We start from the raw sequence: 26,485 nt of genomic DNA on the forward strand, positions 1-26,485 counted from the left end.
ACCCTGCGTGGCGTCGCGCACCTGGCCTGCCTAGGCTGAGGGCTCCCACACGCCATGCAAGGATGCTGGCCATGCCACTCATGCTGTTGTTTACCCTGCTGTTGATACTCCAGGCCCCGCTGACGCGGGCTGGTCAGTGCCCCGACTGGGGCGCGGAGCAAGCCGCCACTGAAACCGCCCAGTTGCGCAGTACGCTCGCCCGCTGGGATGACCACTACCATCGCCAGGGCGTTGCGCTGGTGGCCGATGAGTTATACGACCAGAGCCGCCAGCGCCTGGCCCACCTGCAGCAGTGCTTTGGCCTGGCGCCCACTGCATCGCCCCTGGCCAGTGCCCGCGGGCCCGTCCCCCACCCGGTACCGCATACCGGGGTCGACAAGTTGCCCGACCAGCAGGCCGTGGTCCGCTGGCTGGCCGGCAAGCGTGGGGTGTGGGTACAGCCCAAGGTCGATGGCGTAGCCGTCACCCTTGTCTACCGACAGGGCCACCTGGTGCAATTGATCAGCCGCGGCGATGGGGTGCAGGGGCATGACTGGAGCCGCCACATCCCGAGCCTGGGCGCGATCACCCGGCAGCTGCCGCAGCCCGTGGACCTGCTTCTGCAGGGCGAACTGTACTGGCGCCTGGACGCGCATGTACAAGCCCGGGCGGGCAGCGCCAACGCCCGCGGTACGGTGGCCGGGCTGCTGGCGCGCAAGGTGTTGAGCAATGAGCAGGGCAATGGCATCGGCCTGTTCGTCTGGGACTGGCCACAAGGTCCCGAGCAACAGGCCGAGCGCCTTGCACAGCTGGCACAACTGGGCTTTCCCGAAGGCCAGGATCACAGCGTCGCCATCGACACTGCGCAGGATGTCGCACATTGGCGCGATCATTGGTACCGCACCGCCCTGCCGTTCGCCAGCGATGGTGTGATCCTGCGCCAGGGCAACCGGCCGCCCGCCGAGCGCTGGCAGGCCAGGGCGCCCTACTGGATCGCAGCCTGGAAGTACCCTTACCTGCAGGCGTTGGCCGAAGTTCGCGAAGTCCGCTTTCGCATCGGCCGCACCGGCAGGGTTACGCCGGTGCTGCAGGTGCTGCCAGTCACCCTCGATGACCGGCGTATCACCCAGGTAAGCCTGGGCTCGCTGGCACGTTGGCAGCGCCTCGACATACGCCCCGGTGACCAGGTCGCGGTGAGCCTTGCCGGGCTGACCATCCCGCGCCTGGAACAGGTGGTGCACCGCGCCGTAGAGCGCCAGCCAGTCACCGCGCCGCAGCCCGGCCAGTATCATGCGCAGAGTTGCTGGCAGGCCGTAGCAGGCTGTGAGGAGCAGTTCAGTGCCCGCCTCACCTGGCTCAGCGGCAAACACGGGCTGGCACTGCCGCGCATGGGCCCTGGCACCTGGCGCCGTCTGGTGGCCGCCGGGCTGGTGACGTCGATGACCGACTGGCTGCATCTGGACGCCGAGCGCCTGGGCCGGGTCGCGGGGATCAGCGACGCCACGGCGGCGCAGTTGCTGGGCAGTTTCGCGCAAGCCCGCTCACGGCCCTTTGCCCAATGGCTGCGTGCGCTTGGTGCCCCCACACCAGCAGGCTTGGCGGTGACCGGCAATTGGCCCGACCTGGCTGCGCGCACCGCCGCCGAATGGCAAGCCTTGCCCGGTATCGGCGAAAAGCGCGGGCAACAGCTTGTGGAATTCTTCACCGGCCACGAGGTTCAAAGCATCGCCAGCCAGCTCGGCATGGCCGGCATCGACGGGTTTCGGGTCGAGGACCAGGGCATCGGGCAATGAATTTTTACCCATTTACCTGCAGGACCATTCCGAGATTCCACCAGAAAGGCGTAACAAGGGTTTCTAAATGAGCAAAACCAAGGCAGGATTTCCCCCAACTTTTGCTGCCCCGCCCCGTCAAGGAGGCTTTTCATGAAACGTATTTCGACCCTTTTCCTGCTGGCGACAATTGGCCTGGCCGCTGGCGCCGCGCAGGCTGCCCAGCCGGATGCCGGCCTGACCGGCTGCGCGGCCAAGCGCAGCGCCATCGAGAACCAGCTGAAAATTGCCCGTGACCAAGGCAACAGCGGCCAGGTATCGGGGTTGGAAGAGGCGCTGCGTGGGGTCGACAACTGCACCGATGCCGGCCTGCGCAAGGAACGCGAGCAGAAAGTGCTCGAAGCCCGTCACGAAGTGGCGCAGCGCGAAAAGGACCTGAAAAAGGCCGAGAAGAAAGGCGATTCCGAGAAGATCAACAAGCGCAAGGACAAGCTGGCCGAGTCGCGCAAGGAACTGCAGGAAGCGGTGGAAGACCTGGACCGCTAAGGCCGGCGACAAACGCGATCACTGCAGGCGTGGCCTTGTGTCGCGCTTGCAGCCAGAGCCTTGCAAGCCATCAATGGTTACGAAATTCGCTATGACAGGCCTTGCACGCCGCCTCGACCTTGTCCATCGGCGCCTTCAATTGCGCAGCGTCGAGCGGCTGGTTGCGGGTGACATCGACCAGTTCGCCAGTGACGCCCTCCAGTTGCCGGGCCAGGTCATGAAAACGTGCCTGGCGCTCCCATACCTCGGCACGCGCGCTGCTGTCGCCAGCATCACGCACCTGTGGAAAGTGCTGCCAGGGCTGGCGCGCGAGGTTGTCCAGTTGCTGAGCACCAGCGGCGAACTTCACCCCGTCGAAAGGCAGCCGGCCACGCAACATGCCGCCCAGGTCTTCGCTGGTTCTGAGCATGTCCTTGAAGATCACCTTGCGCTTGCCCAATGGCGAATTGGGGTCGACCCGGTCGCAACCACTCAAGGCACCGCCCAGGGCCAATGCTGCCAGCAGAACAACGGTCAATCGCTTCAACATCGCACTCACTTCGGCCTACGCAAAGGGGCGGCCAGTATCGCCGGCCACAGGCCAAACACCAATAGCCACATGAAAAACAGGGGCGAATTTTCATCTTTGCCCATGACAGGAATACACACATGAAATCAGCCCTGCGCCATCTGGCCTGGACGCTCCCGGTGCTGGCTTTGCTGGCCGGTTGCAACGGCGGCGAGAACGCCAGGCCGGAGCCCCACGCCATTGCCACCTACGTCCCGGCCACCTGGAAAGACCTGCCGGCAGTCAGCGACGAAGACTTGCTAGCCGGCTTCTATGTCTGGCGCAGCGGCTGCGAGAAGCTCGTGCGCGACCCGGTGTGGGCGGCCACCTGCGAAGCCGCCGGCAGTGCCACCGCCAGCGCCGCCCAGGTGCGTACATTCCTTGAGCAGAACCTGGAGGTATACGGCCTGCGCTCCGCCGAAAACAACGCCCACGGCCTGATTACCGGCTACTACGAACCGGTCTACCCCGGCAGCCTCAAGCAATCGGCAAGCAACCATGTGCCGGTCTACGGTGTTCCTGATGACATGATCGTGGTCGACCTGGCCAGCGTGTACCCCGAGCTCAAGGGTAAGCGCCTGCGTGGTCGCCTCGACGGGCGGGTACTCAAGCCTTACGACACCGCCGAGGTCATCAACCGCAACGGCGTAAAGGCACCGGTGCTGGCCTGGCTGACCGACCCTATGGACTTGCAGTTCCTGCAGGTGCAGGGCTCCGGTCGGGTGCAACTGGAGGACGGCCGCCAGCTGCGCCTGGGCTACGCCGACCAGAACGGCCATCCATACCGGCCGATCGGGCGCTGGCTGGTGGAACAAGGCCAGCTGAAAAAGGAAGAAGTGAGCATGGGCGCCATTCACGCCTGGGCCCAGGCCAACCCGCAGCGGGTACCGGAGCTGCTTGCCAGCAACCCCAGCTACGTCTTTTTCAGCACCCGCCCCGACAGCAACGAAGGCCCACGTGGTTCTCTGAACGTGCCCCTGACCGCTGGGTACAGCGTAGCCATCGACCGCAAGGTGATTCCGCTGGGCAGCCTGCTCTGGCTATCCACCACCCGCCCGGACGCAACCCCGGTGGTACGACCGGTGGCGGCTCAGGATACCGGAGGGGCAATTACGGGTGAGGTGCGGGCCGACCTGTTCTGGGGCACCGGGCCGGAAGCCGGGGAACTGGCCGGGAACATGAAGCAGCAAGGGCAGATCTGGATGCTGTGGCCCAAGGGCAAGCCGTTGCCTGAGGTGCCCAAGGCTCCCTGAGGTTACGCGTGCCCGGTGGGAGCGGTCCCGCGAAAAGACCGCACGGTGCAGGGCACCGCTTTGCCGCTGGTCGCGGCAGAAGCCGCGCCCACCGGGACCGCATCAGTTTTCAGATGGAAACCACGAAAAACGCCACGATCATCGCCATGCCGGCAAACCATACCAACGAGCGCAGCACGGCCCAGTCCGCCAGGTAGCAGATGATGTAGAGCAAGCGGCTGGTGATGTACATCACCCCCAGCACATCCTGAGTCACCTGCTCGGCATTGCCGACGATATCGGCCACCAGCACCGCTGCGGCAAACGCCGGAAAAGCCTCGTAGCTGTTCTGCTGGGCGGCATGCGCGCGGCGTGGCAGGCCGGAAAGCGTATCCAGGAAAGCGCGCGGATCGTGGTTGTCTTTCAGGCCGAAGCGGCCACTGCTCACCTTGGCGACCAGGCCGCACAGGGGTGGCAGTACCAAGGCGATCAGAATGCACCACAGGGCAACGGTCATAGGCAGGACTCCTTGTTCAGTCTTGAGGTCAAAGCTTCATTATCAACATGCCGGCCAACACCAGCCCGCAAGCTAGGAGTCTGGGCCGGCCAAAAGGTTCTTTGAGGTAGCGCATGCCCAGCACTACCACCAGGATCACGCTCAATTCCCGCAGTGCCGCCGCTTCAGCCACCGAGCCAAGGTGCATGGCCCACAGCACCAGGGCGTAACTGAGCAATACGCACAGCCCGACTGCCAGCCCCAGGCGCCACTGCAGGCGCCAGAACAACACGAACGGCGCTCGTCGCGCCACGCTGGCCAGCAAGGGGAACGGCCAGGCGCTGAGCAATGTCAGCCACACCAGGTAGTCCCAGGGCTTGCCCCACAGGCGCACGGCCTGGCCGTCAAACCAGGTGTAGCAGCCGATGCACAGGCCGATCAGGGCAACCACCGGCAGCATCGACCAGGGCAGCCGCTCACCGCCACCGCCCTGCCACAACAGGCAGGCCATGCCGCAGGGGATCAGCAGGATGCCGATGATCTGCTGCTGGCTCAGCGATTCGCCGGCAAAGGCCAGGGTCAGTGCCAGCACCACCAGGGGCGATAGCCCGCGCATCAGCGGGTAGACCAGCCCCAGATCGCCGACGCGATAGGCCTGGATCAGCAGGAAGCGGTACAACTGCTCGGCCAACGCCGACGCCAGCAGCCAAGGCCAGACGCTGGCCGGCGGCACCTCGGCGAAGGCCACTGCAAACACCGCGAAGGCCAGTGCCACCGTGTCCATGCTGGCGATCACCAGCAGGCGCTCACCACTGAATTTGATCAGGGTATTCCAGGTCGCATGCAGCAAGGCGGCGATCAGTACCAGGGAAGTTGCCAGCACACCGTTGGGTCCTTGTGACGTTGTCGAGGGATGAATATATAGCGTTGGGGTTCGGGTTGCCTGGGATGTGTTCGGCGCTGGAAATATCGTGACCTGCACCTCGCCGCCATAATTGCACCCTCCAGCTGTAAACACCCGGAACGCTTCCAGCAATTCTGGTCAAATACTGTGCCCCGAAGCCCTCGCCAGATCATCAAAGAACTGCCCGAGCCATTCGGGTTATGACTTGGAAGCCACTGTTACAGGATTCGGGATGCTTGAACTAGTTGCCGCGTTTATCTGCCTCACCACCCTTCTCACCTATGTGAATTACCGTTTCATCGGCCTGCCCCCCGCCATTGGCGTGATGGTTACGGCGCTGCTGTTCTCCCTGATGCTGCAGGGCCTGAGCCTGATCGGCTTTCCCGGCCTGGAAGCACGCGTCGAAGGGCTGATGAACCAGATCGACTTCAACGACCTGCTGATGCACTGGATGCTGGCCTTCCTGCTGTTCGCCGGCGCCTTGCACGTCAACCTCGCCGACCTGCGCAGCTACCGTTGGCCGATCGGCCTGCTGGCCACCGTCGGCGTGCTGATCGCCACCGTGGTCATCGGCTACCTGTCGCACTGGGTGTTCGCCCTGTTCGGCTGGCAGGTGCCGCTGATCTACTGCCTGTTGTTCGGTGCCCTGATCTCGCCCACCGACCCGATCGCGGTGCTTGGCGCGCTGCGTACCGCCAATGCCTCCAAGCCGCTCAAGACCACCATTGTCGGCGAATCGCTGTTCAACGATGGCACCGCAGTGGTGGTGTTCACCGTGTTGCTCGGCATCATCCGCCTGGGCGAAACCCCGAGCATGACCGACACGGCGATCCTGTTCGCCCGCGAGGCCATCGGCGGAGTAGTGTTCGGCGGCCTGATCGGCTACGCCACCTACCGCATGATCAAGAGCGTCGAGCAGTACCAGGTGGAAGTGATGCTGACCCTGGCGTTGGTCATCGGTGGCTCGGCCATGTGCTACGAACTGCACGTTTCGGCGCCGATCGCCATGGTGGTGGCCGGCCTGATCATCGGCAACCTGGGGCGCAACCTGGCGATGAACGACATGACCCGCCGCTACATGGACGGTTTCTGGGAGCTGATCGACGACATGCTCAATGCCCTGCTGTTCGCGCTGATCGGCCTGGAGCTGTTACTGCTGCCGTTCAACTGGCTGCACCTGGCAGCCGGTGGCGTGCTGGCCCTGGCGGTGCTGCTGTCGCGGCTGCTGACCGTGGCCCCGGCGATCGTCCTGCTGCGGCGCTGGCGCCCGGTGCCAAAGGGCACGGTACGGGTGCTGACCTGGGGTGGCCTGCGCGGTGGGGTGTCGGTGGCCCTGGCGCTGTCGCTGCCTTTGGGCGAGGAACGTGACCTGCTGCTGTCGATCACCTACATCGTGGTGCTGTCGTCGATCCTGGTGCAGGGTTTGAGCATTGGCCGGGTGGTGCGCAAGGTCAGCGCCCAGCCATGAGGTTTCGGGGCTGCTTTGCAGCCCCGAAATCGTCACTCCACCGCCGAGTCCGGGAACTGGTCCTGGATATATTTGATCTCGGTGCGCCCGTGAGGCGCTGGCAGCCCGTCTTCGCCCAGGTTGACGAAGACCATCTTGTCGACCGTGAGAATGGCCTTGCGGGTGATCTTGTTACGCACTTCGCACTTGAGGGTGATCGAGGTGCGGCCGAACTCGGTGGCGGTGATGCCCAGCTCGATGATGTCGCCCTGGCGCGAGGCACTGACGAAGTTGATTTCCGATATGTACTTGGTCACCACGCGCTGGTTGCCCAGCTGGACAATGGCGTAGATCGCCGCCTCTTCATCGATCCAGCGCAACAGGCTGCCACCGAACAGCGTGCCATTGGGGTTGAGGTCCTCGGGTTTAACCCACTTGCGGGTGTGAAAGTTCATCTGTACTCCTGACCTGCTTGGCTACGGTGTAGCAATGATGGCAGAGCGGTCGCTGTCGCTCCATTGAACATCGACTATCGTCGCGATTAATCGACAGAAAACCTTGGGCAAGCCAGCCGGCGCGGCTATAATCTCCGCCGCTTCACATGGTTGCCCACAGCGGTGCCATGCCCGCCACCCGTCCGAGGGGCGCTGCAGCAGGCTAGGCCTGTCAGGCTCGGATGGGGCGTTGTCCGCTCCCGCGGACGCTCAACGCACAACGGCGCCCATTCGCACATTACGAATGGAGGCTCTCATGAGCGCTGCAAACATGCCTGCTGGTTTTACCGATTACAAAGTCGCCGACATCTCCCTGGCCGCCTGGGGCCGTCGCGAAACCATCATCGCCGAATCGGAAATGCCTGCACTGATGGGCCTGCGTCGCAAGTACCTGGCCGAGCAACCGCTCAAGGGTGCGAAGATCCTGGGCTGCATCCACATGACCATCCAGACCGCCGTGCTGATCGAAACCCTGGTTGCCCTGGGTGCCGAAGTACGCTGGTCGTCGTGCAACATCTTCTCCACCCAGGACCAGGCCGCCGCGTCCATTGCCGCCGCCGGCATCCCGGTGTTCGCCTGGAAAGGTGAAACCGAGGAAGAATACGAGTGGTGCCTGGAGCAGACCATCCTCAAGGATGGCCAGCCATGGGATGCCAACATGGTCCTCGACGACGGTGGCGACCTGACCGAACTGCTGCACAAGAAGTACCCGCAGGTACTGGAGCGCGTGCACGGCATCACCGAAGAAACCACCACTGGCGTGCACCGCCTGCTGGACATGCTGGCCAAGGGCGAGCTGAAAGTCCCGGCGATCAACGTCAACGACTCGGTCACCAAGAGCAAGAACGACAACAAGTACGGCTGCCGTCACAGCCTGAACGACGCCATCAAGCGTGGTACCGACCACCTGCTGTCGGGCAAGCAGGCCCTGGTGATCGGCTACGGTGACGTGGGCAAGGGCTCGGCCCAGTCCCTGCGCCAGGAAGGCATGATCGTCAAGGTCACCGAAGTCGACCCGATCTGCGCCATGCAGGCCTGCATGGACGGCTTCGAAGTGGTTTCGCCGTTCATCGATGGTATCAACAACGGCACCGAAGCCAGCATCGACAAGGCCCTGCTGGGCAAGATCGACCTGATCGTGACCACCACCGGTAACGTCAACGTCTGCGACGCCAACATGCTCAAGGCCCTGAAGAAGCGCGCCGTGGTTTGCAACATCGGCCACTTCGACAACGAGATCGACACCGCCTTCATGCGCAAGAACTGGGCCTGGGAAGAGGTCAAGCCGCAGGTGCACAAGATCCACCGCACCGGCGCCGGCAGCTTCGACCCACAGAACGACGACTACCTGATCCTGCTGGCCGAAGGCCGCCTGGTCAACCTGGGTAACGCCACTGGCCACCCAAGCCGCATCATGGACGGTTCGTTCGCCAACCAGGTACTGGCACAGATCTTCCTGTTCCAGCAAAAGTTCGCCGACCTGTCGGCCGAGAAGAAAGCCGAACGCCTGACCGTTGAAGTGCTGCCGAAGAAGCTCGACGAAGAAGTGGCCCTGGAAATGGTCCGCGGCTTTGGCGGCGTGGTCACCCAGCTGACCCAGCAGCAAGCCGACTACATCGGCGTTACCGTAGAAGGCCCGTTCAAGCCGCACGCCTACCGCTACTAATAAGCGGCAAGCTGCAAGCGGCAGACAGGTGCGAAAACACCCCATGCCGCCTGCAGCCCAGGCTCAAACTTGTTGAACGATGCCCAAGCCAGATCGGCCATCACCGTTCTGGCTTCCATTTGCAGCTTGCTGCTTGAGGCTGGCTGCTAGAGGAACGTCTGATGTCCCAGGAACGCCGCTACAGTTTCGAGTTCTTCCCGACCAAGACCGACGCCGGCCACGAAAAGCTGATGGGCGTCGCCCGCCAGCTGGCCGCCTACAACCCGGACTTCTTCTCCTGCACCTACGGTGCCGGTGGCTCGACCCGCGACCGCACACTGAACACCGTGCTGCAGCTGGAAAGCGAAGTGAAGGTACCCGCCGCGCCGCACCTGTCGTGCGTGGGTGACACCAAGGCCGAACTGCGCACCCTGCTGGCCGAGTACAAGGCTGCCGGCATCAAGCGCATCGTCGCCTTGCGTGGCGACCTGCCTTCGGGCATGGGCATGGCCAGTGGTGAATTGCGCTACGCCAGCGACCTGGTCGAGTTCATCCGCCAGGAAACCGCTGACCACTTCCACCTGGAAGTGGCCGCCTACCCGGAGATGCACCCACAAGCGCGCAACTTCGAGGCCGACCTGGCCAACTTCGTGCACAAGGTCAAGGCTGGTGCCGACAGCGCCATTACCCAGTACTTCTTCAACGCCGACAGCTACTTCTACTTCGTCGAGCGCGCACAGAAGCTGGGCGTGGATATCCCGGTGGTGCCCGGCATCATGCCGATCACCAACTACAGCAAACTGGCACGCTTCTCCGACGCCTGTGGCGCCGAGATCCCGCGCTGGATCCGCAAGCAGCTGGAAGCCTATGCCGATGACACCGCCAGCATCCAGGCATTCGGCGAAGAAGTGATCACCCGCATGTGCGAACAACTGCTGCAAGGCGGCGCACCGGGCCTGCACTTCTACACCTTGAACCAGGCCGAACCAAGCCTGGCCATCTGGAACAATCTGAAGCTGCCGCGCTGAAACTTTTTGCAAAACCTGTTTAATAACCGATTAAGGCTTTGGTCATAGACTAAAGCCTTATTTTTTTTCGGTTACACAGGTCTTGCCTGCCATGCAGCACTCGCATCCACAGCTCGTCTACCTGGCTTTTGGCCCGGCGACCTACCACCAGGAAGCCTGCTTCAGCATCATCAGCGCCCTGGCCCACCTGGACAGCGCAGCAGGCGAAGCCATGGGCATCCAGGTCTACACCGACAACCCGCAGCCCTATGCCGGCCTGCCGGTAAGCGTACACGTGCTCGACGAAGCCACGCGCCAGGCCTGGAACGCCCCTCACGGGTATCACTTTCGCAGCAAGCATGTGCTGCTGCGCCAAGTGCTGCAGCAACACCCACTGGCAGTGCTGATCGACACCGACACGTTCTTCCGCAAGTCACCGCTGGAACTGTTCGCCCGGGTAGCCCCGGGGCGCCTGCTATGCAATGCCATCGGCGCACGCTATGGCAGCAACCAGAAATGCCTGCTGTACAAGAACCTGCTGGCCATCCTCGAGTCCCGTGGCCTTGCCGATTGCCAGATGCCGCTGGTCAACTCCGGGGTGATCGGCCTCACGGCGCAGGATGCAGGTGCCCTGGACCGCTCCATCGCCATGATGGACGAGTTCCACCCGCTGGCTCGCGAGGCCTATACCCTCGAGGAGTTCTGCCTGGCGGTGGCGGCCTACCGCACGCTGGAGCTGGCCGAATGCACCGACGTCATCCACCACTACTGGAGTCGCAAGGCGCAGTTCCGCGCCAAGATCCAGGCCTGGCTGCGCAAGCATGGCCATGACCCGTTGAGCGACGCCGCGCTGGCTGACGTGCACCTGGTCAATGACCAGCTGCCACGGCCACCGGCCCTGCAACGCCTGGGTTACAAGGCACTGAGCATGACCCTGCCCAGCCACGAACGCCAGTTCGCCCGCGAGTTGCTGTATGGCTGCTACCACTACCCCAACGAGTTCGATCGCGCCTGTGCGCCGGCCTGGTGGGACAAGGCCCTGGAAAACCTCAATGCCCGTCATGGCCACATGCAGCCCGAGCAACTGCGCCAATGCCTGCGCCATCCGGGGCTGCGCCTGACATTAGGCGAGCGGCGCAAGGACATCGAGGCGCATCTGCTGCGGTCTTCGCGGGGCTGAGCTGCCTGCAGGCGTGGCCTCGCTCAATTTGGATGGCGGGAGTGCTGGTTTTGCACAGACCGAGCTTGTAATCTCCGGCCATGTCGTACCTCGCTCGTCTGTTGTGGATCCTCTTGTTCGCCTGCCTGAGTCCCCTGGCCCTGGGCGAGCGCCTGCGCCTGGTGACCGATGACTGGGCACCCTATGTTTATCTACAGGACGGCCAGCTGCGCGGTATCGACTACGAAGTCACCACCCAGGTGTTCACACGTCTCGGCATCGAGGTGGAGGTGCAGATCCTGCCGTGGAAGCGCTGCCTGGCAATGGTCGAGCAAGGCCTGGCCGACGGCATCCTCGACGTCTTCCAGAGCGAATCACGCCAGCCCTACCTGGTTTATGCCGCCGAGCCTATGTCGGATGTCGAGTTCGTCCTGTTCCAGGCCGGTGCACGTCGTCATCCAGTCAGCAAGCTGGGCGATCTCGCCGGCTTCACCGTCGGCACCTCGCCCGGCTACAGCTATGGTGCAGCGTTCAATGAGGCCACCTACTTCAAACGCGAAGCCGCCCCTACCCACGAAGCCAACTTCGGCAAGCTGGTCCTGGGCCGCATCGACCTGGCAGTCACCGACCGCAGGGTCGGCCATTACCTGCTGCAGCATCTTGGCCTGCAACAGCAAGTCGAGGTATTGCCGCTGGTGATCAACCGCCAGGCACAGTATCTGGCCCTGGTACGCAAGCCTGGGCGCGAGTTGCTGGCCCGGGCCTTTGCCGAAGAACTGCGGCGTTTCAAGCAGGAACCGGCCTACGCAGCAATCAGCCAGCGTTACACAGGCGACATCGGAAACATTCCCAACACCGTTGAGCAGCAGGAAAGCAGCACAGCGCGATAGCTCTGTTATACTCGGGCCTTCCCGCCCGGCTCACGCCCGGACGCTCGGCCTCGCAACAGGCATCCCGATCGGCATCGACGCACCTTTTAGCGTCCACCCTCCGTTACTTGGATGTGCAGTGAAAGCCCAGCTGGACCGGACGCGATCGCATCCCACCGATGCCCGTCGCGCCAGGCAGAACATCCCACACGGGCCCAGCCCACACGAGAACAGGATTGCCCATGTCCTTTGCTTCCCTCGGTCTCTCCGAGGCTCTTGTCCGCGCTATCGAGGCTGCGGGCTATACCCAGCCGACCCCGGTGCAACAGCGGGCGATTCCCGCCGTGTTGCAAGGCCGCGACCTGATGGTCGCTGCACAGACAGGTACTGGTAAAACCGGCGGCTTCGCCCTGCCGATCCTTGAGCGCCTGTTCCCGGCCGGCCACCCCGACAAGTCGCAGCGCCATGGCCCACGCCAGCCCCGCGTGCTGGTCCTGACCCCGACCCGCGAACTGGCCGCCCAGGTCCACGACAGCTTCAAGGTGTACGCCCGCGACCTGCCACTGGTCAGCGCCTGCATTTTCGGCGGCGTCGGCATGAACCCGCAGATCCAGGCCATTGCCAAGGGTGTCGACGTCCTGGTCGCCTGCCCGGGTCGCCTGCTTGACCTGGCGGGCCAAGGCAAGGTTGACCTGGCCCATGTGGAAATCCTGGTACTCGACGAAGCCGACCGCATGCTCGACATGGGCTTCATCCATGACGTCAAGAAGGTGCTTGCCCGCCTGCCGGCCAAACGCCAGAACCTGCTGTTCTCGGCCACCTTCTCCAAGGACATCACCGACCTCGCCGACAAGCTCCTGCACAACCCGGAGCGGATCGAGGTGACCCCGCCGAACACCACCGTCGAGCGTATCGAGCAGCGCATCTATCGCCTGCCCGCCAGCCACAAGCGCGCGCTGCTGGCGCACCTGATCACCCTCGGCGCCTGGGAGCAGGTGCTGGTGTTCACCCGCACCAAGCACGGCGCCAACCGCCTGGCCGAATACCTGGAAAAGCACGGCCTGACCGCTGCCGCGATCCACGGCAACAAGAGCCAGAACGCCCGCACCAAGGCCCTGGCCGACTTCAAGGCCAACAGTGTGCGGGTACTGGTCGCTACCGACATCGCCGCCCGCGGCCTGGACATCGACCAGTTGCCCCACGTTGTGAACTTCGAGCTGCCGAATGTCGAGGAAGACTACGTTCACCGTATCGGCCGTACTGGCCGTGCCGGGCGCTCGGGCGAGGCCATTTCCCTGGTCGCGCCGGATGAAGAGAAGTTGCTCAAGAGCATCGAACGGGTAACCAAGCAGAAGATCCCGGACGGCGACCTGATGGGCTTCGACGCCAGCCAGGTAGAAGCGGAAAAGCCTGAAGTACGCGAGCGCCCGCAGAACAACGGCCGTGGCGGGCGTAACCAGCAGGCCCGTGGCGAAGGCGGCAAAGACGCCAACGGCGGCCGCAAGGACAAGGGCAAGGATAAGGGCAAGGCCAAGCAGCAGGCTGCGGACAAGCCGGCCGAGAAGGACAAGGCGGGTGACAAGCAACAGCCGCGCAAACCCCGCGACAAGAAGCCACGCCAGCAGCAGCAACAAGCCAGCACCAGCGTGCCGAAAGTGCCTGCCGACCGCGACCCGGAAGAGTTCCTGGACGACGAAATCGACAACTTCGGCAACCGCGCCGACTATGTCAGCCCGTACCAGAACGGCAAGGGCCAGGGTCGCAATCGCCGCCCGGGCGGCAATGCCGGCCAAGGCAACGGCCAGCGCAGTAACAGCGGCGGCCAAGGTCGTACCGGCGGCCAGCAGCGCAGCGGCGGTGGCGGCGAGAAACGCCCGGCCCGCGCCAACAACGGTGGCGGTGCCCGTCGTGATGGCGGCGCTGGCCGTGGCCGTCCCGCCCGCGATGATGTAACCCGGCAAGAGCCGGCCGTGCGCAACCCGCGCCAGCCGGAGAAACAACCGGTGATCATCCGCAAGGAATCCAAGCTCGACCGTTACCCGACGCCGGAGCAACTGGATGACCTGCCAAGCCGTCCGCGCGGTGAGCGCCCGGCACTGCTGACCCGCAAGGGCTGACAGAAAGAAATACCGAGGGGCTGCTTCGCAGCCCTATCGCGACACAAGGCCGCTCCTACAGGAATAACGTAATGAGCTGCGCCCCAGATGGTGGACAGGTTTCCAACATCTGGGGCGCAGCTCATAACCCTGTAGCAGCGGCCTTGTGTCGCGATAGGGCCGCAAAGCGGCCCCTCGGTCTTCAGCAGGTCGGAATTACTTCTGCTTGACACCTTCGAGACTGATATCCAGGTCCAGGGTCTGCGAAGTAGCGCCCGGCCCTTTGATGCCGAAGTCGTTCAGGTTCAGCGTGGTGGTGGCATTGAAACCGGCACGCTCGCCACCCCATGGGTCCTTGCCTTCGCCGTTGAAGGTGGCCTTGAAGGTCACCGGCTTGGTCACGCCATGCAGGGTAAGGTCGCCGGTCACGTCAGCAGTCTTGTCGCCAGTCGGCTTGACGCTGGTGGAGACGAACTTGGCTTCCGGGTACTTCTTCACGTCGAGGAAGTCGGCGCTGGCGATGTGCTTGTCACGCTCGGCGTGGTTCGACCACAGGCTGGCGGTTTTCAGGTCGACGTTGATCTTGCTGGCTTCAGGCTTGGCACTGTCCCAGGTGAAGTTGCCGTCGAAATCCTTGAAGGTACCGTGGATGAAGCTGTAGCCCAGGTGGCTGATCTTCCAGTCGACGAAGGCGTGCTGGCCTTCCTTGTCGATCTTGTACTCGGCAGCCATGGCCTGGCCGGCGGAGATCAGTGCGGTACCGAGCGCCAGAGCGGCAAAAGTCTTTTTCAACATCCTTACTTCCTTCCTATGCAATTGAGGTTGAGAGTCAAGCTTTGCGGCCCAGCATGCGGGTCAGGGTCGCGTCACGGTCGATGAAATGGTGCTTGAGCGCTGCCAGGGCATGCAGTACGGCAAGAATCACCAGGCCCCAGGCCAGCCAGAGATGAATCACCCCAGCCAGGTCGGCCTGGTCAGGCAGGTCGCTGACCAGTGCCGGCACTTCGAACAGGCCGAACACCGGTATACCCACGCCGTCGGCAGTGGAGATCAGGTAGCCGGCGATCATCACCGCGAACAGCCCGACGTACAGCGCCAGGTGCCCCAGCTTGGCGGCCAGGCGAGTGAATGCGTCGTGGCTGGCCGGTGCCGGTGGCGGCGGGCTGATGAAACGCCAGACTACCCGCAGCAGCATCACCGCCAGCAGGACCAGGCCGATGCTCTTGTGCAAGTCTGGGCCAGCCTTGCGCCAAGGGCTGTAGTAGTCGAGACCGACCATCCACAGGCCCAGGCCAAACAAGCCGAAGACCGCCAGAGCCACGCCCCAGTGCATGACGATGCTGACCACGCCGTAGCGAGAAGGTGAATTGCGCAGTTGCATGTTGACCTGTTTCTCCGTGAAAGCTGTGCACAGACTATCGCGAAACGTATCGAAGAAAAGCGGAAAAAATTGCTCTGGATTATCGAGAAATCCGATATTTATTGTGAAAGCTTCCCATTAAGGAAACATTAACGATAAAGGGGAAGTCAGCGCTGCCTGTACGGCCTATCGCCGGCGAGCCGGCGATAGGGTCAGCACAATCAACGAATCAACCGGCCTTGGCCTGGGTATCGGCTACGGCTTTCTTGGCAGGCGCGGACTTGGCAGTGGCCTTCCTGGTTTCGGCAGGCTTGCGAGCTGGCTTGTGCACGGGTGCACGTTTGGCGGGTGTGGCTTTGGTTGCCGCAGGCTTGGCCGGCGTTTCCTTGGCCACTGGCGCAGGTGCTGGCGCTACCGGGGCCGGTGCAACTTGCGGCGCTGGAGCAGGTGTCGGCGACACCGGTTCCGCCTTGGCAATCGGCTCGGCTTTCACTTCAGGCTTGTCCGCCCCGCCAAACAGCCGCGAGAAGAAGCCTGGCTTGTCCTGCTTGGCCTCTTCGACCTCTTTCGCCTCGGCTTTGGCGGGGGCCTTGTCGCCCTTGTCGGCAGAACCACCGAACAGATTGGAGAAGAACCCACCCTTGCTCTGCTTGGCCGCCACGGCGCCTGCTGCAGCTGCAGCCACCGGTGCCGCCTTGGCCGGGTCGAACGACTTGCCTGCCAGCAGGTCCTGCACCTGGCTCGCCGCACGCTGGCCACTGCGCAGGGCACCTTCCAGGGTGCCTGGGTAGAGCGCGTCGGTATGCTCACCGGCAAAGGTGATGCGCTGCACCGGGCGCTCCCACAAGCGCCAGTACTTGCTGATCTGCCCCGGGCCATAGGCCAGGTAAGCACCACCGGTACCGGCATCGGTGCTGTAACGCTTGACCTCGTAGCCAGTGAACGAACCACGGGCTTGCGGATAGAACGCGTGCAGGCGGATCAGCACCTGGTCGACCATCTGCTTGTCACCGAACGCCTGCAGCAAGCGGGCATTGTCGCCCGACAGGTTGATCACCACGTTGGCGCCACCCTTGAGCGCCGGCTCGATCCACAGCATGCCCAGGCCGGCGTTACTGAAGATTTCGCCGGACATGCGCGCACGGCTTTCCCACACCGGCTTCTTGAACTTGAGCATCAGCTGGTCGCGCCAGCCGTAGTTGGTGCCCTTGATCGCTGCCAGGTGCTGGTTGTCCAGGCTCGGGGTCATCTGGATCTTGGCCAGGGCGCGCAGCGGCACGGCCATCACCAGGTAATCCGCCTGGTAACCGACACTGCCGACTTTGACCGTGACGCCGTCCTTGTCCTGGACGATGGCCGTTACTGGCGAATTGGTCTTGATGGTCTTCAGCTGCTTGACGAAGGCCTGGGCCAGCACCGGGCTGCCACCCGGCAGGCGCGCAGCCCGCAGATCACGGTCGCTGACGCCACGGTAAACGCGGTTCTGCTGGGCGAAGTACAGCAGCGACAGGCGCGACGGTTCATCGTAACGGGAACGGATCTGCTGGTTGATCAGCTGGCGGGCGGTGGCCGGCAGTTGCAGCTTGTCCAGCCAGGTGGAGACGTTGATCTGGTCGAGGGCGAACAGCGTACTGGTGGCTTGCGGATTCAGCGGGTCGTCGATCGACCGCGCCAGGTCGTCGAGGGTTTTCTCGTAGCGCTTGATGGCCTCGGCAGTGGCCGGCTGCTTGCTGGCCAGGTCGGTGGCACTGAAATACTCGCCGTCGATCAGGTAACCGGGGGTGCGCACGAATTCAGGTGCCGGCAGTGTTTCAAGCTTGAAACGGTCAAGGTACTGGTTGAGCACCGGCTGCGCCTTGGCATTGCCGATCCACTCACTGGTGGCCAGGCCCGAGCGCCCGCCCATGCCTGGCTTGGCTTCCAGCAGCGTTACCTGCCAGCCCTTGTTCTGCAGCTCATAGGCGGCCGTGAGGCCCGCCAGGCCACCACCCACGACGATCGCCGAAGGTGTCTTGTCCTTTGCCAGCGCGGCGCCGCTGGACACACCAATCAATACCAACGCGCACAGGCGCACCCAAGCAGCAGCCATGTCGGCGAACTCCGAGTCAGGGGGTTACAGTAACGAGTAGAGGCAGGAAGGCCCCGAGAGAAATGCGTTAAGAATACGTCAGGTCCGTCGGCCCTGCCAGCACAGCGACATCAAGTGCCTTTGCCAGATCACTTTTTTGCCGGTCGCGCGGTCACCGGCACGTTCGAAAGCGGCGGCCCGCAGCGCCGTTGAACCGCAGCGGTTGTCCTGCCCTGCGGCATTGCTTAGGCTTACGCGGTCGAACCAAGCCGCAAGCCAGGAGAAGTGCCGATGGGCCTCAATGATCAGTGGATGCAACGTGACCTCAAGGTCCTGTGGCACCCCTGTACCCAGATGAAAGACCACGAGCAGCTGCCGCTGATCCCGATCCGGCGCGGCGAAGGCGTGTGGCTGGAAGACTTCGAAGGCAAGCGCTACCTGGATGCGGTGAGCAGCTGGTGGGTCAACGTGTTCGGTCACGCCAACCCGCGTATCAACCAGCGCATCAAGGATCAGGTCGACCAGCTGGAACACGTGATCCTGGCCGGTTTCAGCCATCAGCCAGTGATCGAGCTGTCCGAGCGCCTGGTGGCCATGACCCCGGCCGGGCTCGACCGGGTGTTCTATGCCGACAACGGTTCGTCGTGCATCGAAGTGGCGCTGAAGATGAGCTTCCACTACTGGCAGAACGTCGGCAAACCAGGCAAGAAGCGCTTCGTAACCCTGACCAACAGCTACCATGGCGAAACCATCGCGGCGATGTCGGTCGGCGACGTGCCGCTGTTCACCGAAACCTACAAGGCGTTGCTGCTCGACACCCTCAAGGTGCCCAGCCCCGATTGCTACCTGCGCCCCGAAGGCATGAGCTGGGAGGAGCATTCGCGCAACATGTTCCAGGCCATGGAGCAGACCCTGGCCGAACACCACGCCTCGATCAGTGCGGTAATCGTCGAGCCGTTGATCCAGGGCGCTGGCGGCATGCGCATGTACCACCCGGTGTACCTCAAGCTGCTGCGCGAGGCCTGCGACCGCTACGACGTGCACCTGATCCACGACGAGATCGCCGTGGGCTTCGGCCGCACCGGCACGATGTTCGCCTGCGAGCAGGCCGGCATCCGCCCGGATTTCCTGTGCCTGTCCAAGGCCCTGACCGGTGGCTACCTGCCACTGGCCGCATGCCTGACCACCGACAAGGTCTACCAGGCGTTCTACGACGACTACCCGACCCTGCGCGCGTTCCTCCACTCGCACAGCTATACCGGTAACCCGCTGGCCTGTGCTGCCGCACTGGCGACGCTGGACATCTTCGAGCAGGACAACGTGATCGAAGCCAACCAGGGCCTGGCTGCGCGCATGGCCAGTGCCACCGCACACCTCGCCGAGCATGCCCATGTCGCCGAAATCCGCCAGACCGGCATGGCCCTGGCCATCGAGATGGTCAAGGACAAGGCCGGCAAGGTCGCCTACCCGTGGCAGGAGCGACGCGGCCTGAAGGTATTCGAGCATGCCCTGACCCGTGGTGCCCTGCTGCGCCCGCTGGGCAGCGTGGTGTACTTCCTGCCGCCTTATGTGATCACCCCGGAGCAGATCGACTTCCTCGCCGAAGTGGCCAGCGAGGGTATCGACATCGCCACCCGTGAAAGCGTCAGCGTGGCGGTACCGGCCAACTTCCACCCCGACTTCCGCGACCCGGGCTAGGCTTGCAGACCTGACCGCACACCCCTTGTAGGAGCGGCCTTGTGTCGCGAAAGGGCTGCGTAGCAGCCCCAGTAGTTCAGCGGTGATGTACAAACCGCCGGGGCCGCTGCGCGGCCCTTTCGCGACACAAGGCCGCTCCTACAAGGGACGAGTACACTCTTTCCTACGAGCACCCCATGAGACTGTCCCGCTTCTTCATCGACGCCCCCCTGAGCCTCGGCCAGCACGACCTGCCCGAAGCCCAGGCCCACTACATCGGCCGCGTGCTGCGCATGGCCCCCGGCGACGCCGTGCAGCTGTTCGACGGCAGCGGCCAGGAGTACCGTGGCCAGCTGCTCGAAGTGGGCAAGAAAACCGTGCGCGTCAGCCTCGACCAGGCCCTTGCCGGCCAGGCCGATTCACCGCTGCATGTCCATCTCGGCCAGGGGCTGTCCCGCGGCGAGCGCATGGACTGGGCGATCCAGAAGGCCACCGAACTGGGGGTAAATGAAATCACCCCGATCGTCAGCGAACGTTGCGAAGTGCGGCTGAAGGACGAACGCGCCGACAAGCGCCTGGCCCATTGGCGCCAGGTAGCGATCAGTGCCTGCGAACAGTGCGGTCGCTCAACCTTGCCAGTCATCCACCCACCGGTAACCCTGGGCGAATGGTTGAACAGTGCCAAGGCCGACCTGAAACTGGTTTTGCACCCAGTCGCCGAACCCCTCACCAGCCATGCCAGGCCGGCCACGCTGGCCTTCCTGATCGGCCCGGAGGGCGGCCTGAGCGAGGCAGAGGTCGACCAGGCCAAAGCCACTGGCTTCCACGCCGCGCGCCTCGGGCCACGGGTGCTGCGTACCGAAACCGCGCCCGTGGTAGCCCTGTCGGTGGCGCAGCAGTTGTGGGGCGACTTCTAGCTAACGCACATAGAACGACACCGCCACGAAGTGCATGAGGCTGCCGGCAATCACGAACAGATGCCAGATGCCGTGCCAGTGGCGGAAGCGGCTGTCGAAGGCAAAGAACAGGATGCCGACGGTATAGAACACACCGCCGGCAGCCAGCCAGGCGAAGCCGGCAGTGCCCAGCGCGTGCAGCAGCGGCTGCACCGCCACCAGCACGATCCAGCCCATTACCGCATAGATGATGATCGACAGGATGCGCGCCTCGGAGCGCGGCTTGATCTCCTGCAGCATGCCGATTACCGCCAGCCCCCAGACGATGCCGAACAGGCTCCAGCCCCACGGGCCGCGCAAGCTGACCAGGCAGAACGGCGTATAGCTGCCGGCGATCAGCAGGTAGATCGACAAGTGATCGAGCTTGCGCATGATCACCTTCGCCCGCCCACGGGTGCTGTGGTACAGGGTAGAGATGCTGTACAGCAACAGCAGGGTGCTGCCGTAGATGGAAAAGCTGACGATCTTCCATGGGTCGCCTTGCAGGCCCGCGGCCACGATCAGCCAGATGGCACCGATACAGGCCAGGACAGCACCGACCAGGTGAGTCCAGGCGTTGAAGCGTTCACCGTAGTACATGCAAACACAGACCTCCTGCGGTGGGCTGGGTTCCTGCGCCAGCCTGTTCCGGCCCTGTCAGGCTCACACGCTTCCTGTAGGAGCGGCCTTGTGTCGCGAAAGGGCTGCGGAGCAGCCCCTGCAATTTATGCCGTGGCAAAGATCCTGGGGCCGCTTCGCGACCCTTTCGCGACACAAGGCCGCTCCTACAACGACCGTGTCAGCCAAACGACCAAGCGCTTTGCTTCACATCCTAACCAAGGTCAGGTTGCAGATCAGCGTCACGCACCAGCCGCTCCAGCCCGACCAGGTCCGGTACCCGCGCCACCTGCTCGCCCACCTGCACTGCGGCCAGTTCCAGGCGGCCCAGGGCCACGTCCACATAGTTCAGCTGGCTGTCGAGCTTGCACGAGCGCGGGATATCCTGCAGCAGCAGCGCCAGGTAGCGCAGGCCGGTATCGCCCAGGGCGTTCAGCACCACCACACGGGCCCGCTCGCCGCAGGGGGTCTCGCCACCGCAGGCGGCCTCGAAGCCGATCAGCGGCAGGCGTTGCTGGCGCCAGTCGATCCAGCCCAGGTGCCAGGCCGGTTCGCCGCGCTGGCACAGCACGTTGCGCTGGCCGCTCAACTCAGCCACCGCGACATTGGGCAACACCAGGGTACGGTCACCCAACGGCAGCAACAGCCCGGTCAGGCTGCTGCGCTGGCCGGCGATCAGTTCAAGCATGGGCCTGGCTCCAGTGGGCGATGCTCTGCAGCAGGACCGATTCCTGATACGGCTTGCCGAGGTATTCATTGACGCCGATGGCCATGGCTCGGTCGCGGTGCTTCTGCCCGGTGCGCGAGGTGATCATGATGATCGGCAGGTCTTTCAGCCGCTCGTCGCGGCGGATGCGCGTGGCCACCTCGAAACCGTCCATGCGTGGCATCTCGATATCCAGCAGCAGCACATCCGGGCGGTGCTCTTCCAGCAGGGCCATGGCATCGACCCCGTCCTTGGCCGTCAGCACGCTCATGCCATGACGCTCGAGCAGGCGGCTGGTGACCTTGCGCACGGTTACCGAGTCGTCCACCACCATCACCAGCAAGGCCCGCCGCGGCGCCGGCCCGAAGACCTGGCGCTGGGCCGCACCGCCACCCGGCAGGCGTGCCAGGCGCCGCTGCTGGCCACGCAACTGGCCCAACAGGTCGAGAATCAGCACCACACGGCCATCGCCCAGCAATGTCGCCCCCGACAAGCCGGCAACCGCAGCAAACTGCGGCCCCAGGCTCTTCACCACGATTTCGCGGCTGGGCGACAGGGCGTCAGCCTGGATTGCGAACGATTGTTCCTGGGAGTGTACCAGCAGCACCGGCAGCGGCACACTTTGCCCCAGCAAGGCCGGGCGCGGCATGCCTTGCAGCAGTTCGCCCAGATAACGCAACTCGTATTCGTGGCCGGCGTACACATAACGTGGCACGTCCAGTTGGTAGCACGCCGCCAGTTCAGCGGGCGGCACGCGGACAATGCCCTCGATGGTGTTGAGCGGGATGGCGTACTGCTCTTCACCCAGATGCACCATCAGCGCACGGTTGACCGACACGGTGAACGGCAGGCGAATCAGGAAGCGCGCGCCCTTGCCTGGGGCCGATTCGATGCTCATCGAGCCGCCCAGTTGCTTGACCTCTTCGTGGACCACGTCCATGCCCAGGCCGCGGCCGGAAATCTGGGTGATCTTCTCGGCAGTGGAAAAGCCCGGCCGCAGGATGAACTGGAGGATTTCGTGATCGCTCAAATGTGCCTGCGGGTCCAGCAGGCCGCGCTTGATGGCCTTGCGTCGCACCGCTTCCAGCGGCACGCCGGCACCGTCGTCGGTCATTTCGATGACGATGTCGGCGCCTTCGTGCAGTAAATTCAGGTGAATGGTGCCCTGCTCCGGCTTGCCGGCAGCCAGGCGCATTTCCCGGCTTTCCAGGCCATGGTCGACGGCATTGCGCAGCATGTGCTCCAGCGGCGCCACCATGCGTTCGAGCACACTGCGGTCCAGCTCGCCCTCGGCATTGCCGACCACCAGTTCGACCTGCTTGCCCAACTCGCTGGCCACCTGCCGCACCACGCGCTGCAAGCGCGGCACCAGGCGCTCGAAGGGCACCATCAGGGTGGCGGTAAGGCCTTCCTGCAACTGGCTGTTCACCCGCGCCTGCTGTTGCAGCAGGCTGTGCGCTTCCTGGGCACGCTGGGCCAGGGTTTCCTTGAGGTCGAGCAGGTCCGAGGCGGACTCGAACAGGGCCCGCGACAGCTGCTGCAGCTGCGAATGACGGTCCATCTCCAGGGGGTCGAAGTCGTCATAGGCATCGCCTTCGAACTGCTGGCGGCTGGAAATCCGCCCCTGGGTCTCGATGTCCAGGCGCAGCAGCTGGTCGCGCATGCGCTCGAGGGTGGTTTCCATCTCGTTGAGGGTGAACTGGGCATCGTTGACCTGCTGCTCGATGCGCCCACGGATGATCGAGTGTTCACCGGCCAGGTTGCCCAGCTCGTCGAGCAGCTCGGCATCGACCTTGACCATGTCGCCTGGCGCCCGCTCCGGTACCGCCGCTGGCGCCTCGCTGGCAGCGGCACCGACCGGCCCCTGGCCCGCAGCACTGTCGGTCAGCGCCGCGCTGCTGAAGTTGCGGATGTAGTCGATCAGCGCCGTGGCGGCATGCAGCGGCTGGCCCAGGCGCACGGCATCGAGCATGTGCGCCAGGCGGTCATGGCAGTTCTGCAACAGGGCGAACAGCGGCGCACTCGGCGGCAGGCGTCCCGCGGCCAGCAATTCGTAGAGAAACTCCAGCTCATGGGCCAGGTCGCCGATTGGCGCTATCTCGACCATGCGTGCCACACCTTTGAGGGTGTGCAGGTCGCGCAGGAGGTTGTCCACCTCGACGCTGCTGCGCGGGTCGGCCTGCCAGCGGGCCAACGCCGCAGCAGCACTCTCGACGATGTCCGAGCTTTCTTCAAGGAACACTTCCAGCAGCTCTGCGCCAGGGCTTTCCGGCTCTTCGACCAGCGGCTCCGCCGCAGCCGGTGGCACAGGCTTGTGCGCCAGCCCCAGGCCCAGGGTAGCGCCCAGGTCCATGTCCGGGTGCAGCGGCGTGACCGTGTCGATGCCAACCAGGCCAGTGGCCTCCGGCGCCAGGGCCTGGTCCAGCAGATTACGCAGGTTGTCGACCAGCTCGGCGCGGGGCGCAATGTCCTGCCCGGCGGCCACCTCGTCGAGCATGTCCAGCAGGGCTTCATGGGCCTGCTGGGCCTGGGCGAAGAAGCGCGCATCGGCGGGCAGGCTGCCCTCCTCCACGGCACCGTACAGGTCGAGCAGAGCCTCGCAGACATCGTCCATTTGCCGCAGGTCGGCCAGGTGTGCCGCGTGGCCCAGGGTGGTGAGCTGGTCGAGCAGGGCGTCCAGCGGGTCGCGCTGGCCGGGCTGCTGGCGCCAGCGCGACAGCAACGATTCGGCATCCAGCAGGATGTCCATGGCCTGGGCCAGGAAACTGGCCACCCGCTGCGGGTCACGCTTGCTGCGCCGCGCATGCTGCGGGTCGCCATGCAGGCTGGCCAGGCGTTGGTCCACCACCTGGCCGACCTGCTCGATCAGCTCGGCGGCGCCGGGGATGGCTGCCAGCGGCGTGCTGTCGAGTTGCGCCAGGCCCAGGTGAAACAGCGAGCGCGCGGCTTCCAGCCATTCGATCTCGGCCATTTGCAGCGGCAGTTGGTGGCCCTTGTATTCACGTGCCAGGCGGTCGAAGGCAGTGGCCAGTTCGGCCACCGGCATGACGCCGGCCATGGCGGCGCTGCCCTTGAGCGTGTGCAAGGCGCGCTGCAGGCCATCGCTGACCGGCGTGTCGTGGTCGCCGGCATCGCGCAGGAACGCATCCAGGCTGGCCAGGTGGCCCTGCGCCTCGCTGCGGAAGATGTCCAGCAGTTGCGGGTCGAGGCCGCCCAGGTCCGCTGCCAACGGCGCAGCGTTTTCGGCCAGGGCATGCAGGTGCCCGGCCAGTTGCTCGATTTCGCTCAGTTGCGGCAACTGGCCGGCGGCAAAGTCGGCCAGCAGGTCGGGCAGGTGGACGAACACCCGCTGCAAGGCCACCACGCCTTCCGGGCTGAGCACGCTGCGGCCCTCGAGTACCCGGTTGAGCAGATGCTCGGCGCCCCAGGCCAGCTCGGCCACCGCCTCGGCATGGACCATGCGGCCACTGCCCTTGAGCGTATGCAGCGCGCGGCGCATTTCCTTCAATGCCTCGTGCTGCTGGTTGTCGGCCCGCCAGCGCAGCCAGTGGCGCTCGATTTCCGGCAGCAATTCACCCGCTTCGTCGAGAAACACTTCGCGCAGCTCGTCATCGATGCCATCGGCGCTACCCTCGTGGCTTGCAGTGGCATCGACCTGGGTACACTGCACGCCCAGCGTCGCCAGGCTGGCGCGGGCCATGTCGATGAACGGCTGGGCATCCGCCAACGGGTCGGCCACTCGCCACTGCAGGTAGCATTCGGCTGCGCTCAGGGCCTCGGCCAGGTGCGTCAGCTCATCGGCGGGCGGCTCCACCTCCAGGTGCTGCAGCCAGCGCTGTACATAACTGGCGCAGCCTTCGAACAGCTCGGCCACGGCCGGCAGCATCAACATCGCCAGCGCCCCGCGAACCTGCTGCAACAACCCCGGCAAGGGCTGCAGGCGTTGCCGTGGCCAACCGGACTCCAGGCAATCGCCGATCAGGTCCTTGGCCTGTTGCAGCACATTCAGCGCCTCGTTCAGCACCAGTTGGCGGATCTCGGCCAGGTCCGAGCCCGGCAGGCCGCCCTGGCCGTTCTCCTCCAGTGGGCCGACCATGCCGTTCAGCGTGGCCTCGACGTACAGCAGCGCCCCCGCCACGTCCATCAACACCGCGTCATCCACTGCTCGCTCGCCCTGGGCCAGCGCCTGCAGCGTCAGCACCTGGTCGATGATCACCCGGCGCGGCTGCTGGAAGCCCAGCACGGCCAAGGTGTCGGCCACGTGGCGTAACGGTGCCAGTAGAGCATCGAGCTGCTCGTTGTGTTGGCGGTCGCCACGCACGAACTGGTCCAGGCGTTCCTTGATCCGCATCAGGTCGTCACACAGCGCGGTCACCACCGAGCGCAGAGCATCGCGGCCCGGCCCGGCTTGCATCTGCTCACGCCAGTTACCCAGCGACAGGTCGAGGTTGGCCAGGTCGTCGGCACCGGCAAAGCGCTGCGTGGCGCCGCTGATCAGGCTGGCCTGCGCCAACGGTTCCTCGCCACGGCAGGCGCGCAACTGATTGAGCAGCGGCAGCATCACCAGCGGCAGGTCGTGGCGGGCACCGCGCAGGCGTTCCAGGTACGACGGCAGTTGCTCCAGGCCACGAAACAAAGCGCCCAGGCAATCACCCCGGGGGCTGACCTGGCCTTCGGCCAAGGCCTTGGCGAACAGTTCCAGCTCCTCGGCCAGGCGGGTGGCGCCGCGCAGTTCGAGCATGCGCAGGCAACCGTGCACCTGGTGCAGGTTGTCGACCACGAAGGCCAGCATCGACAGCTCGCCCGGTTCCCCGGCAAAGCGCTCCAGCGCCTGGCGCGCTTGGGCCAGGCAGTCGAGGATGGCGGCCTTGGTCCAGGCCAGCGCCACGGTATCGTGGCGTTCGGGGCTTATTGCAGCTACGGCCATT

The 26,485-nt window shown here is 64.5% G+C and carries 21 protein-coding genes and 1 riboswitch; of the genes, 11 read left to right on the top strand and 10 right to left on the bottom strand.

What is annotated here, in order from left to right:
• Positions 1-71: 71 nt before the first annotated feature.
• Both ligB and ACJA3S_RS23580 read left to right on the top strand, forming a co-directional pair.
• Positions 72-1,772, top strand: a complete 1,701-nt coding sequence (gene ligB, locus ACJA3S_RS23575; RefSeq protein WP_406820177.1) for an NAD-dependent DNA ligase LigB — start codon at positions 72-74, stop codon at positions 1,770-1,772.
• 132 nt (positions 1,773-1,904) lie between these two features.
• Positions 1,905-2,297 (top strand): DUF1090 domain-containing protein, encoded by a 393-nt coding sequence (locus ACJA3S_RS23580; RefSeq protein WP_406820178.1) that lies wholly within the window; start codon positions 1,905-1,907, stop codon positions 2,295-2,297.
• A 70-nt stretch (positions 2,298-2,367) separates the two neighbouring features.
• On the opposite strand, the gene ACJA3S_RS23585 is transcribed toward ACJA3S_RS23580, so the two are convergent.
• The gene (locus ACJA3S_RS23585) at positions 2,368-2,826 is read right to left on the bottom strand and encodes a c-type cytochrome (protein WP_406820179.1); all 459 of its coding nucleotides are present in this window, start codon (positions 2,824-2,826) and stop codon (positions 2,368-2,370) included.
• Between the two features lie 119 nt (positions 2,827-2,945).
• On the opposite strand from ACJA3S_RS23585, the gene ACJA3S_RS23590 reads away from it, so the two are divergent.
• The gene (locus ACJA3S_RS23590) at positions 2,946-4,097 is read left to right on the top strand and encodes a murein transglycosylase A (RefSeq protein WP_406820180.1); all 1,152 of its coding nucleotides are present in this window, start codon (positions 2,946-2,948) and stop codon (positions 4,095-4,097) included.
• Between the two features lie 109 nt (positions 4,098-4,206).
• On the opposite strand, the gene ACJA3S_RS23595 is transcribed toward ACJA3S_RS23590, so the two are convergent.
• Positions 4,207-4,593: an MAPEG family protein gene (locus ACJA3S_RS23595; protein WP_170033148.1), complete on the bottom strand. Its 387-nt coding sequence runs from the start codon at positions 4,591-4,593 to the stop codon at positions 4,207-4,209.
• 28 nt (positions 4,594-4,621) lie between these two features.
• Positions 4,622-5,455, bottom strand: coding sequence for an EamA family transporter (locus ACJA3S_RS23600; protein WP_406820181.1), 834 nt, complete (start codon positions 5,453-5,455; stop codon positions 4,622-4,624).
• A gap of 253 nt (positions 5,456-5,708) precedes the next feature.
• Here ACJA3S_RS23600 and ACJA3S_RS23605 point away from each other — a divergent pair, with 253 nt between their 5' ends.
• On the top strand, positions 5,709-6,944 hold the full coding sequence (locus ACJA3S_RS23605) for a sodium:proton antiporter (protein WP_170033152.1): 1,236 nt from the start codon (positions 5,709-5,711) through the stop codon (positions 6,942-6,944).
• Positions 6,945-6,976: 32 nt separating this feature from the next.
• Here ACJA3S_RS23605 and ACJA3S_RS23610 read toward each other — a convergent pair whose 3' ends face one another.
• Complete coding sequence (locus tag ACJA3S_RS23610) at positions 6,977-7,378, bottom strand: acyl-CoA thioesterase (RefSeq protein WP_009399312.1); 402 nt, start codon at positions 7,376-7,378, stop codon at positions 6,977-6,979.
• A gap of 178 nt (positions 7,379-7,556) precedes the next feature.
• A riboswitch (S-adenosyl-L-homocysteine riboswitch) is annotated at positions 7,557-7,653 on the top strand.
• 20 nt (positions 7,654-7,673) lie between these two features.
• On the opposite strand from ACJA3S_RS23610, the gene ahcY reads away from it, so the two are divergent.
• The 5 genes from ahcY (at position 7,674) to ACJA3S_RS23635 (ending at position 14,214) form a co-directional block, all read left to right on the top strand.
• Positions 7,674-9,083, top strand: a complete 1,410-nt coding sequence (gene ahcY, locus ACJA3S_RS23615; protein ID WP_170033154.1) for an adenosylhomocysteinase — start codon at positions 7,674-7,676, stop codon at positions 9,081-9,083.
• 161 nt (positions 9,084-9,244) lie between these two features.
• On the top strand, positions 9,245-10,090 hold the full coding sequence (metF, locus tag ACJA3S_RS23620) for a methylenetetrahydrofolate reductase [NAD(P)H] (protein WP_085621759.1): 846 nt from the start codon (positions 9,245-9,247) through the stop codon (positions 10,088-10,090).
• A gap of 91 nt (positions 10,091-10,181) precedes the next feature.
• Positions 10,182-11,249, top strand: a complete 1,068-nt coding sequence (locus ACJA3S_RS23625; protein WP_406820182.1) for a hypothetical protein — start codon at positions 10,182-10,184, stop codon at positions 11,247-11,249.
• Positions 11,250-11,329: 80 nt separating this feature from the next.
• Entirely contained in the window at positions 11,330-12,118 is a 789-nt protein-coding gene (locus ACJA3S_RS23630) for a substrate-binding periplasmic protein (protein ID WP_406820183.1), read from the top strand.
• A 221-nt stretch (positions 12,119-12,339) separates the two neighbouring features.
• A complete protein-coding gene (locus ACJA3S_RS23635) occupies positions 12,340-14,214 on the top strand; it encodes a DEAD/DEAH box helicase (RefSeq protein ID WP_406820184.1) in 1,875 nt (624 codons plus the stop codon).
• 195 nt (positions 14,215-14,409) lie between these two features.
• On the opposite strand, the gene ACJA3S_RS23640 is transcribed toward ACJA3S_RS23635, so the two are convergent.
• The 3 genes from ACJA3S_RS23640 to ACJA3S_RS23650 all read right to left on the bottom strand — a co-directional run bounded on the left by ACJA3S_RS23640 (position 14,410) and on the right by ACJA3S_RS23650 (position 17,642).
• Positions 14,410-14,988, bottom strand: a complete 579-nt coding sequence (locus ACJA3S_RS23640) for a YceI family protein (protein ID WP_406820185.1) — start codon at positions 14,986-14,988, stop codon at positions 14,410-14,412.
• 34 nt (positions 14,989-15,022) lie between these two features.
• Positions 15,023-15,574 (bottom strand): cytochrome b, encoded by a 552-nt coding sequence (locus ACJA3S_RS23645; RefSeq protein WP_406820186.1) that lies wholly within the window; start codon positions 15,572-15,574, stop codon positions 15,023-15,025.
• A gap of 208 nt (positions 15,575-15,782) precedes the next feature.
• Positions 15,783-17,642 (bottom strand): FAD-dependent oxidoreductase, encoded by a 1,860-nt coding sequence (locus ACJA3S_RS23650; RefSeq protein WP_406820187.1) that lies wholly within the window; start codon positions 17,640-17,642, stop codon positions 15,783-15,785.
• A gap of 270 nt (positions 17,643-17,912) precedes the next feature.
• On the opposite strand from ACJA3S_RS23650, the gene ACJA3S_RS23655 reads away from it, so the two are divergent.
• Complete coding sequence (locus tag ACJA3S_RS23655) at positions 17,913-19,319, top strand: adenosylmethionine--8-amino-7-oxononanoate transaminase (RefSeq protein ID WP_406820188.1); 1,407 nt, start codon at positions 17,913-17,915, stop codon at positions 19,317-19,319.
• A 176-nt stretch (positions 19,320-19,495) separates the two neighbouring features.
• The gene (locus ACJA3S_RS23660) at positions 19,496-20,215 is read left to right on the top strand and encodes a 16S rRNA (uracil(1498)-N(3))-methyltransferase (protein WP_406820189.1); all 720 of its coding nucleotides are present in this window, start codon (positions 19,496-19,498) and stop codon (positions 20,213-20,215) included.
• Here the strand turns inward: ACJA3S_RS23660 and ACJA3S_RS23665 are convergent, their stop codons facing one another.
• The 3 genes from ACJA3S_RS23665 to ACJA3S_RS23675 form a co-directional block, all read right to left on the bottom strand.
• Positions 20,216-20,833, bottom strand: a complete 618-nt coding sequence (locus tag ACJA3S_RS23665) for a hemolysin III family protein (protein WP_170033172.1) — start codon at positions 20,831-20,833, stop codon at positions 20,216-20,218.
• Positions 20,834-21,065: 232 nt separating this feature from the next.
• A complete protein-coding gene (locus tag ACJA3S_RS23670; RefSeq protein WP_170033174.1) occupies positions 21,066-21,539 on the bottom strand; it encodes a chemotaxis protein CheW in 474 nt (157 codons plus the stop codon).
• Positions 21,532-26,484, bottom strand: coding sequence for an Hpt domain-containing protein (locus tag ACJA3S_RS23675; protein WP_406820190.1), 4,953 nt, complete (start codon positions 26,482-26,484; stop codon positions 21,532-21,534). Before ACJA3S_RS23675 ends, ACJA3S_RS23670 begins: the two co-directional genes overlap by 8 nt.
• Position 26,485: the final 1 nt, after the last annotated feature.

The sequence above is a fragment of the Pseudomonas sp. KnCO4 genome, from assembly GCF_045344305.1.
GTDB classification, from domain to species: domain Bacteria; phylum Pseudomonadota; class Gammaproteobacteria; order Pseudomonadales; family Pseudomonadaceae; genus Aquipseudomonas; species Aquipseudomonas anuradhapurensis.

Excerpts from the sequence above, each read along its gene's own strand:
- ACJA3S_RS23625 (WP_406820182.1), top strand. The coding sequence starts at position 10,182 with ATGCAGCACTCGCATCCACAGCTCGTCTACCTGGCTTTTGGCCCGGCG.
- ligB (WP_406820177.1), top strand. The coding sequence starts at position 72 with ATGCCACTCATGCTGTTGTTTACCCTGCTGTTGATACTCCAGGCCCCG.
- ACJA3S_RS23580 (WP_406820178.1), top strand. The coding sequence starts at position 1,905 with ATGAAACGTATTTCGACCCTTTTCCTGCTGGCGACAATTGGCCTGGCC.
- ACJA3S_RS23635 (WP_406820184.1), top strand. The coding sequence starts at position 12,340 with ATGTCCTTTGCTTCCCTCGGTCTCTCCGAGGCTCTTGTCCGCGCTATC.
- ACJA3S_RS23665 (WP_170033172.1), bottom strand. The coding sequence starts at position 20,833 with ATGTACTACGGTGAACGCTTCAACGCCTGGACTCACCTGGTCGGTGCT.
- ahcY (WP_170033154.1), top strand. The coding sequence starts at position 7,674 with ATGAGCGCTGCAAACATGCCTGCTGGTTTTACCGATTACAAAGTCGCC.
- ACJA3S_RS23675 (WP_406820190.1), bottom strand. The coding sequence starts at position 26,484 with ATGGCCGTAGCTGCAATAAGCCCCGAACGCCACGATACCGTGGCGCTG.
- ACJA3S_RS23585 (WP_406820179.1), bottom strand. The coding sequence starts at position 2,826 with ATGTTGAAGCGATTGACCGTTGTTCTGCTGGCAGCATTGGCCCTGGGC.
- ACJA3S_RS23605 (WP_170033152.1), top strand. The coding sequence starts at position 5,709 with ATGCTTGAACTAGTTGCCGCGTTTATCTGCCTCACCACCCTTCTCACC.
- ACJA3S_RS23595 (WP_170033148.1), bottom strand. The coding sequence starts at position 4,593 with ATGACCGTTGCCCTGTGGTGCATTCTGATCGCCTTGGTACTGCCACCC.
- ACJA3S_RS23670 (WP_170033174.1), bottom strand. The coding sequence starts at position 21,539 with ATGCTTGAACTGATCGCCGGCCAGCGCAGCAGCCTGACCGGGCTGTTG.
- ACJA3S_RS23655 (WP_406820188.1), top strand. The coding sequence starts at position 17,913 with ATGGGCCTCAATGATCAGTGGATGCAACGTGACCTCAAGGTCCTGTGG.
- ACJA3S_RS23590 (WP_406820180.1), top strand. The coding sequence starts at position 2,946 with ATGAAATCAGCCCTGCGCCATCTGGCCTGGACGCTCCCGGTGCTGGCT.
- ACJA3S_RS23645 (WP_406820186.1), bottom strand. The coding sequence starts at position 15,574 with ATGCAACTGCGCAATTCACCTTCTCGCTACGGCGTGGTCAGCATCGTC.
- metF (WP_085621759.1), top strand. The coding sequence starts at position 9,245 with ATGTCCCAGGAACGCCGCTACAGTTTCGAGTTCTTCCCGACCAAGACC.
- ACJA3S_RS23640 (WP_406820185.1), bottom strand. The coding sequence starts at position 14,988 with ATGTTGAAAAAGACTTTTGCCGCTCTGGCGCTCGGTACCGCACTGATC.
- ACJA3S_RS23650 (WP_406820187.1), bottom strand. The coding sequence starts at position 17,642 with ATGGCTGCTGCTTGGGTGCGCCTGTGCGCGTTGGTATTGATTGGTGTG.
- ACJA3S_RS23610 (WP_009399312.1), bottom strand. The coding sequence starts at position 7,378 with ATGAACTTTCACACCCGCAAGTGGGTTAAACCCGAGGACCTCAACCCC.
- ACJA3S_RS23660 (WP_406820189.1), top strand. The coding sequence starts at position 19,496 with ATGAGACTGTCCCGCTTCTTCATCGACGCCCCCCTGAGCCTCGGCCAG.
- ACJA3S_RS23630 (WP_406820183.1), top strand. The coding sequence starts at position 11,330 with ATGTCGTACCTCGCTCGTCTGTTGTGGATCCTCTTGTTCGCCTGCCTG.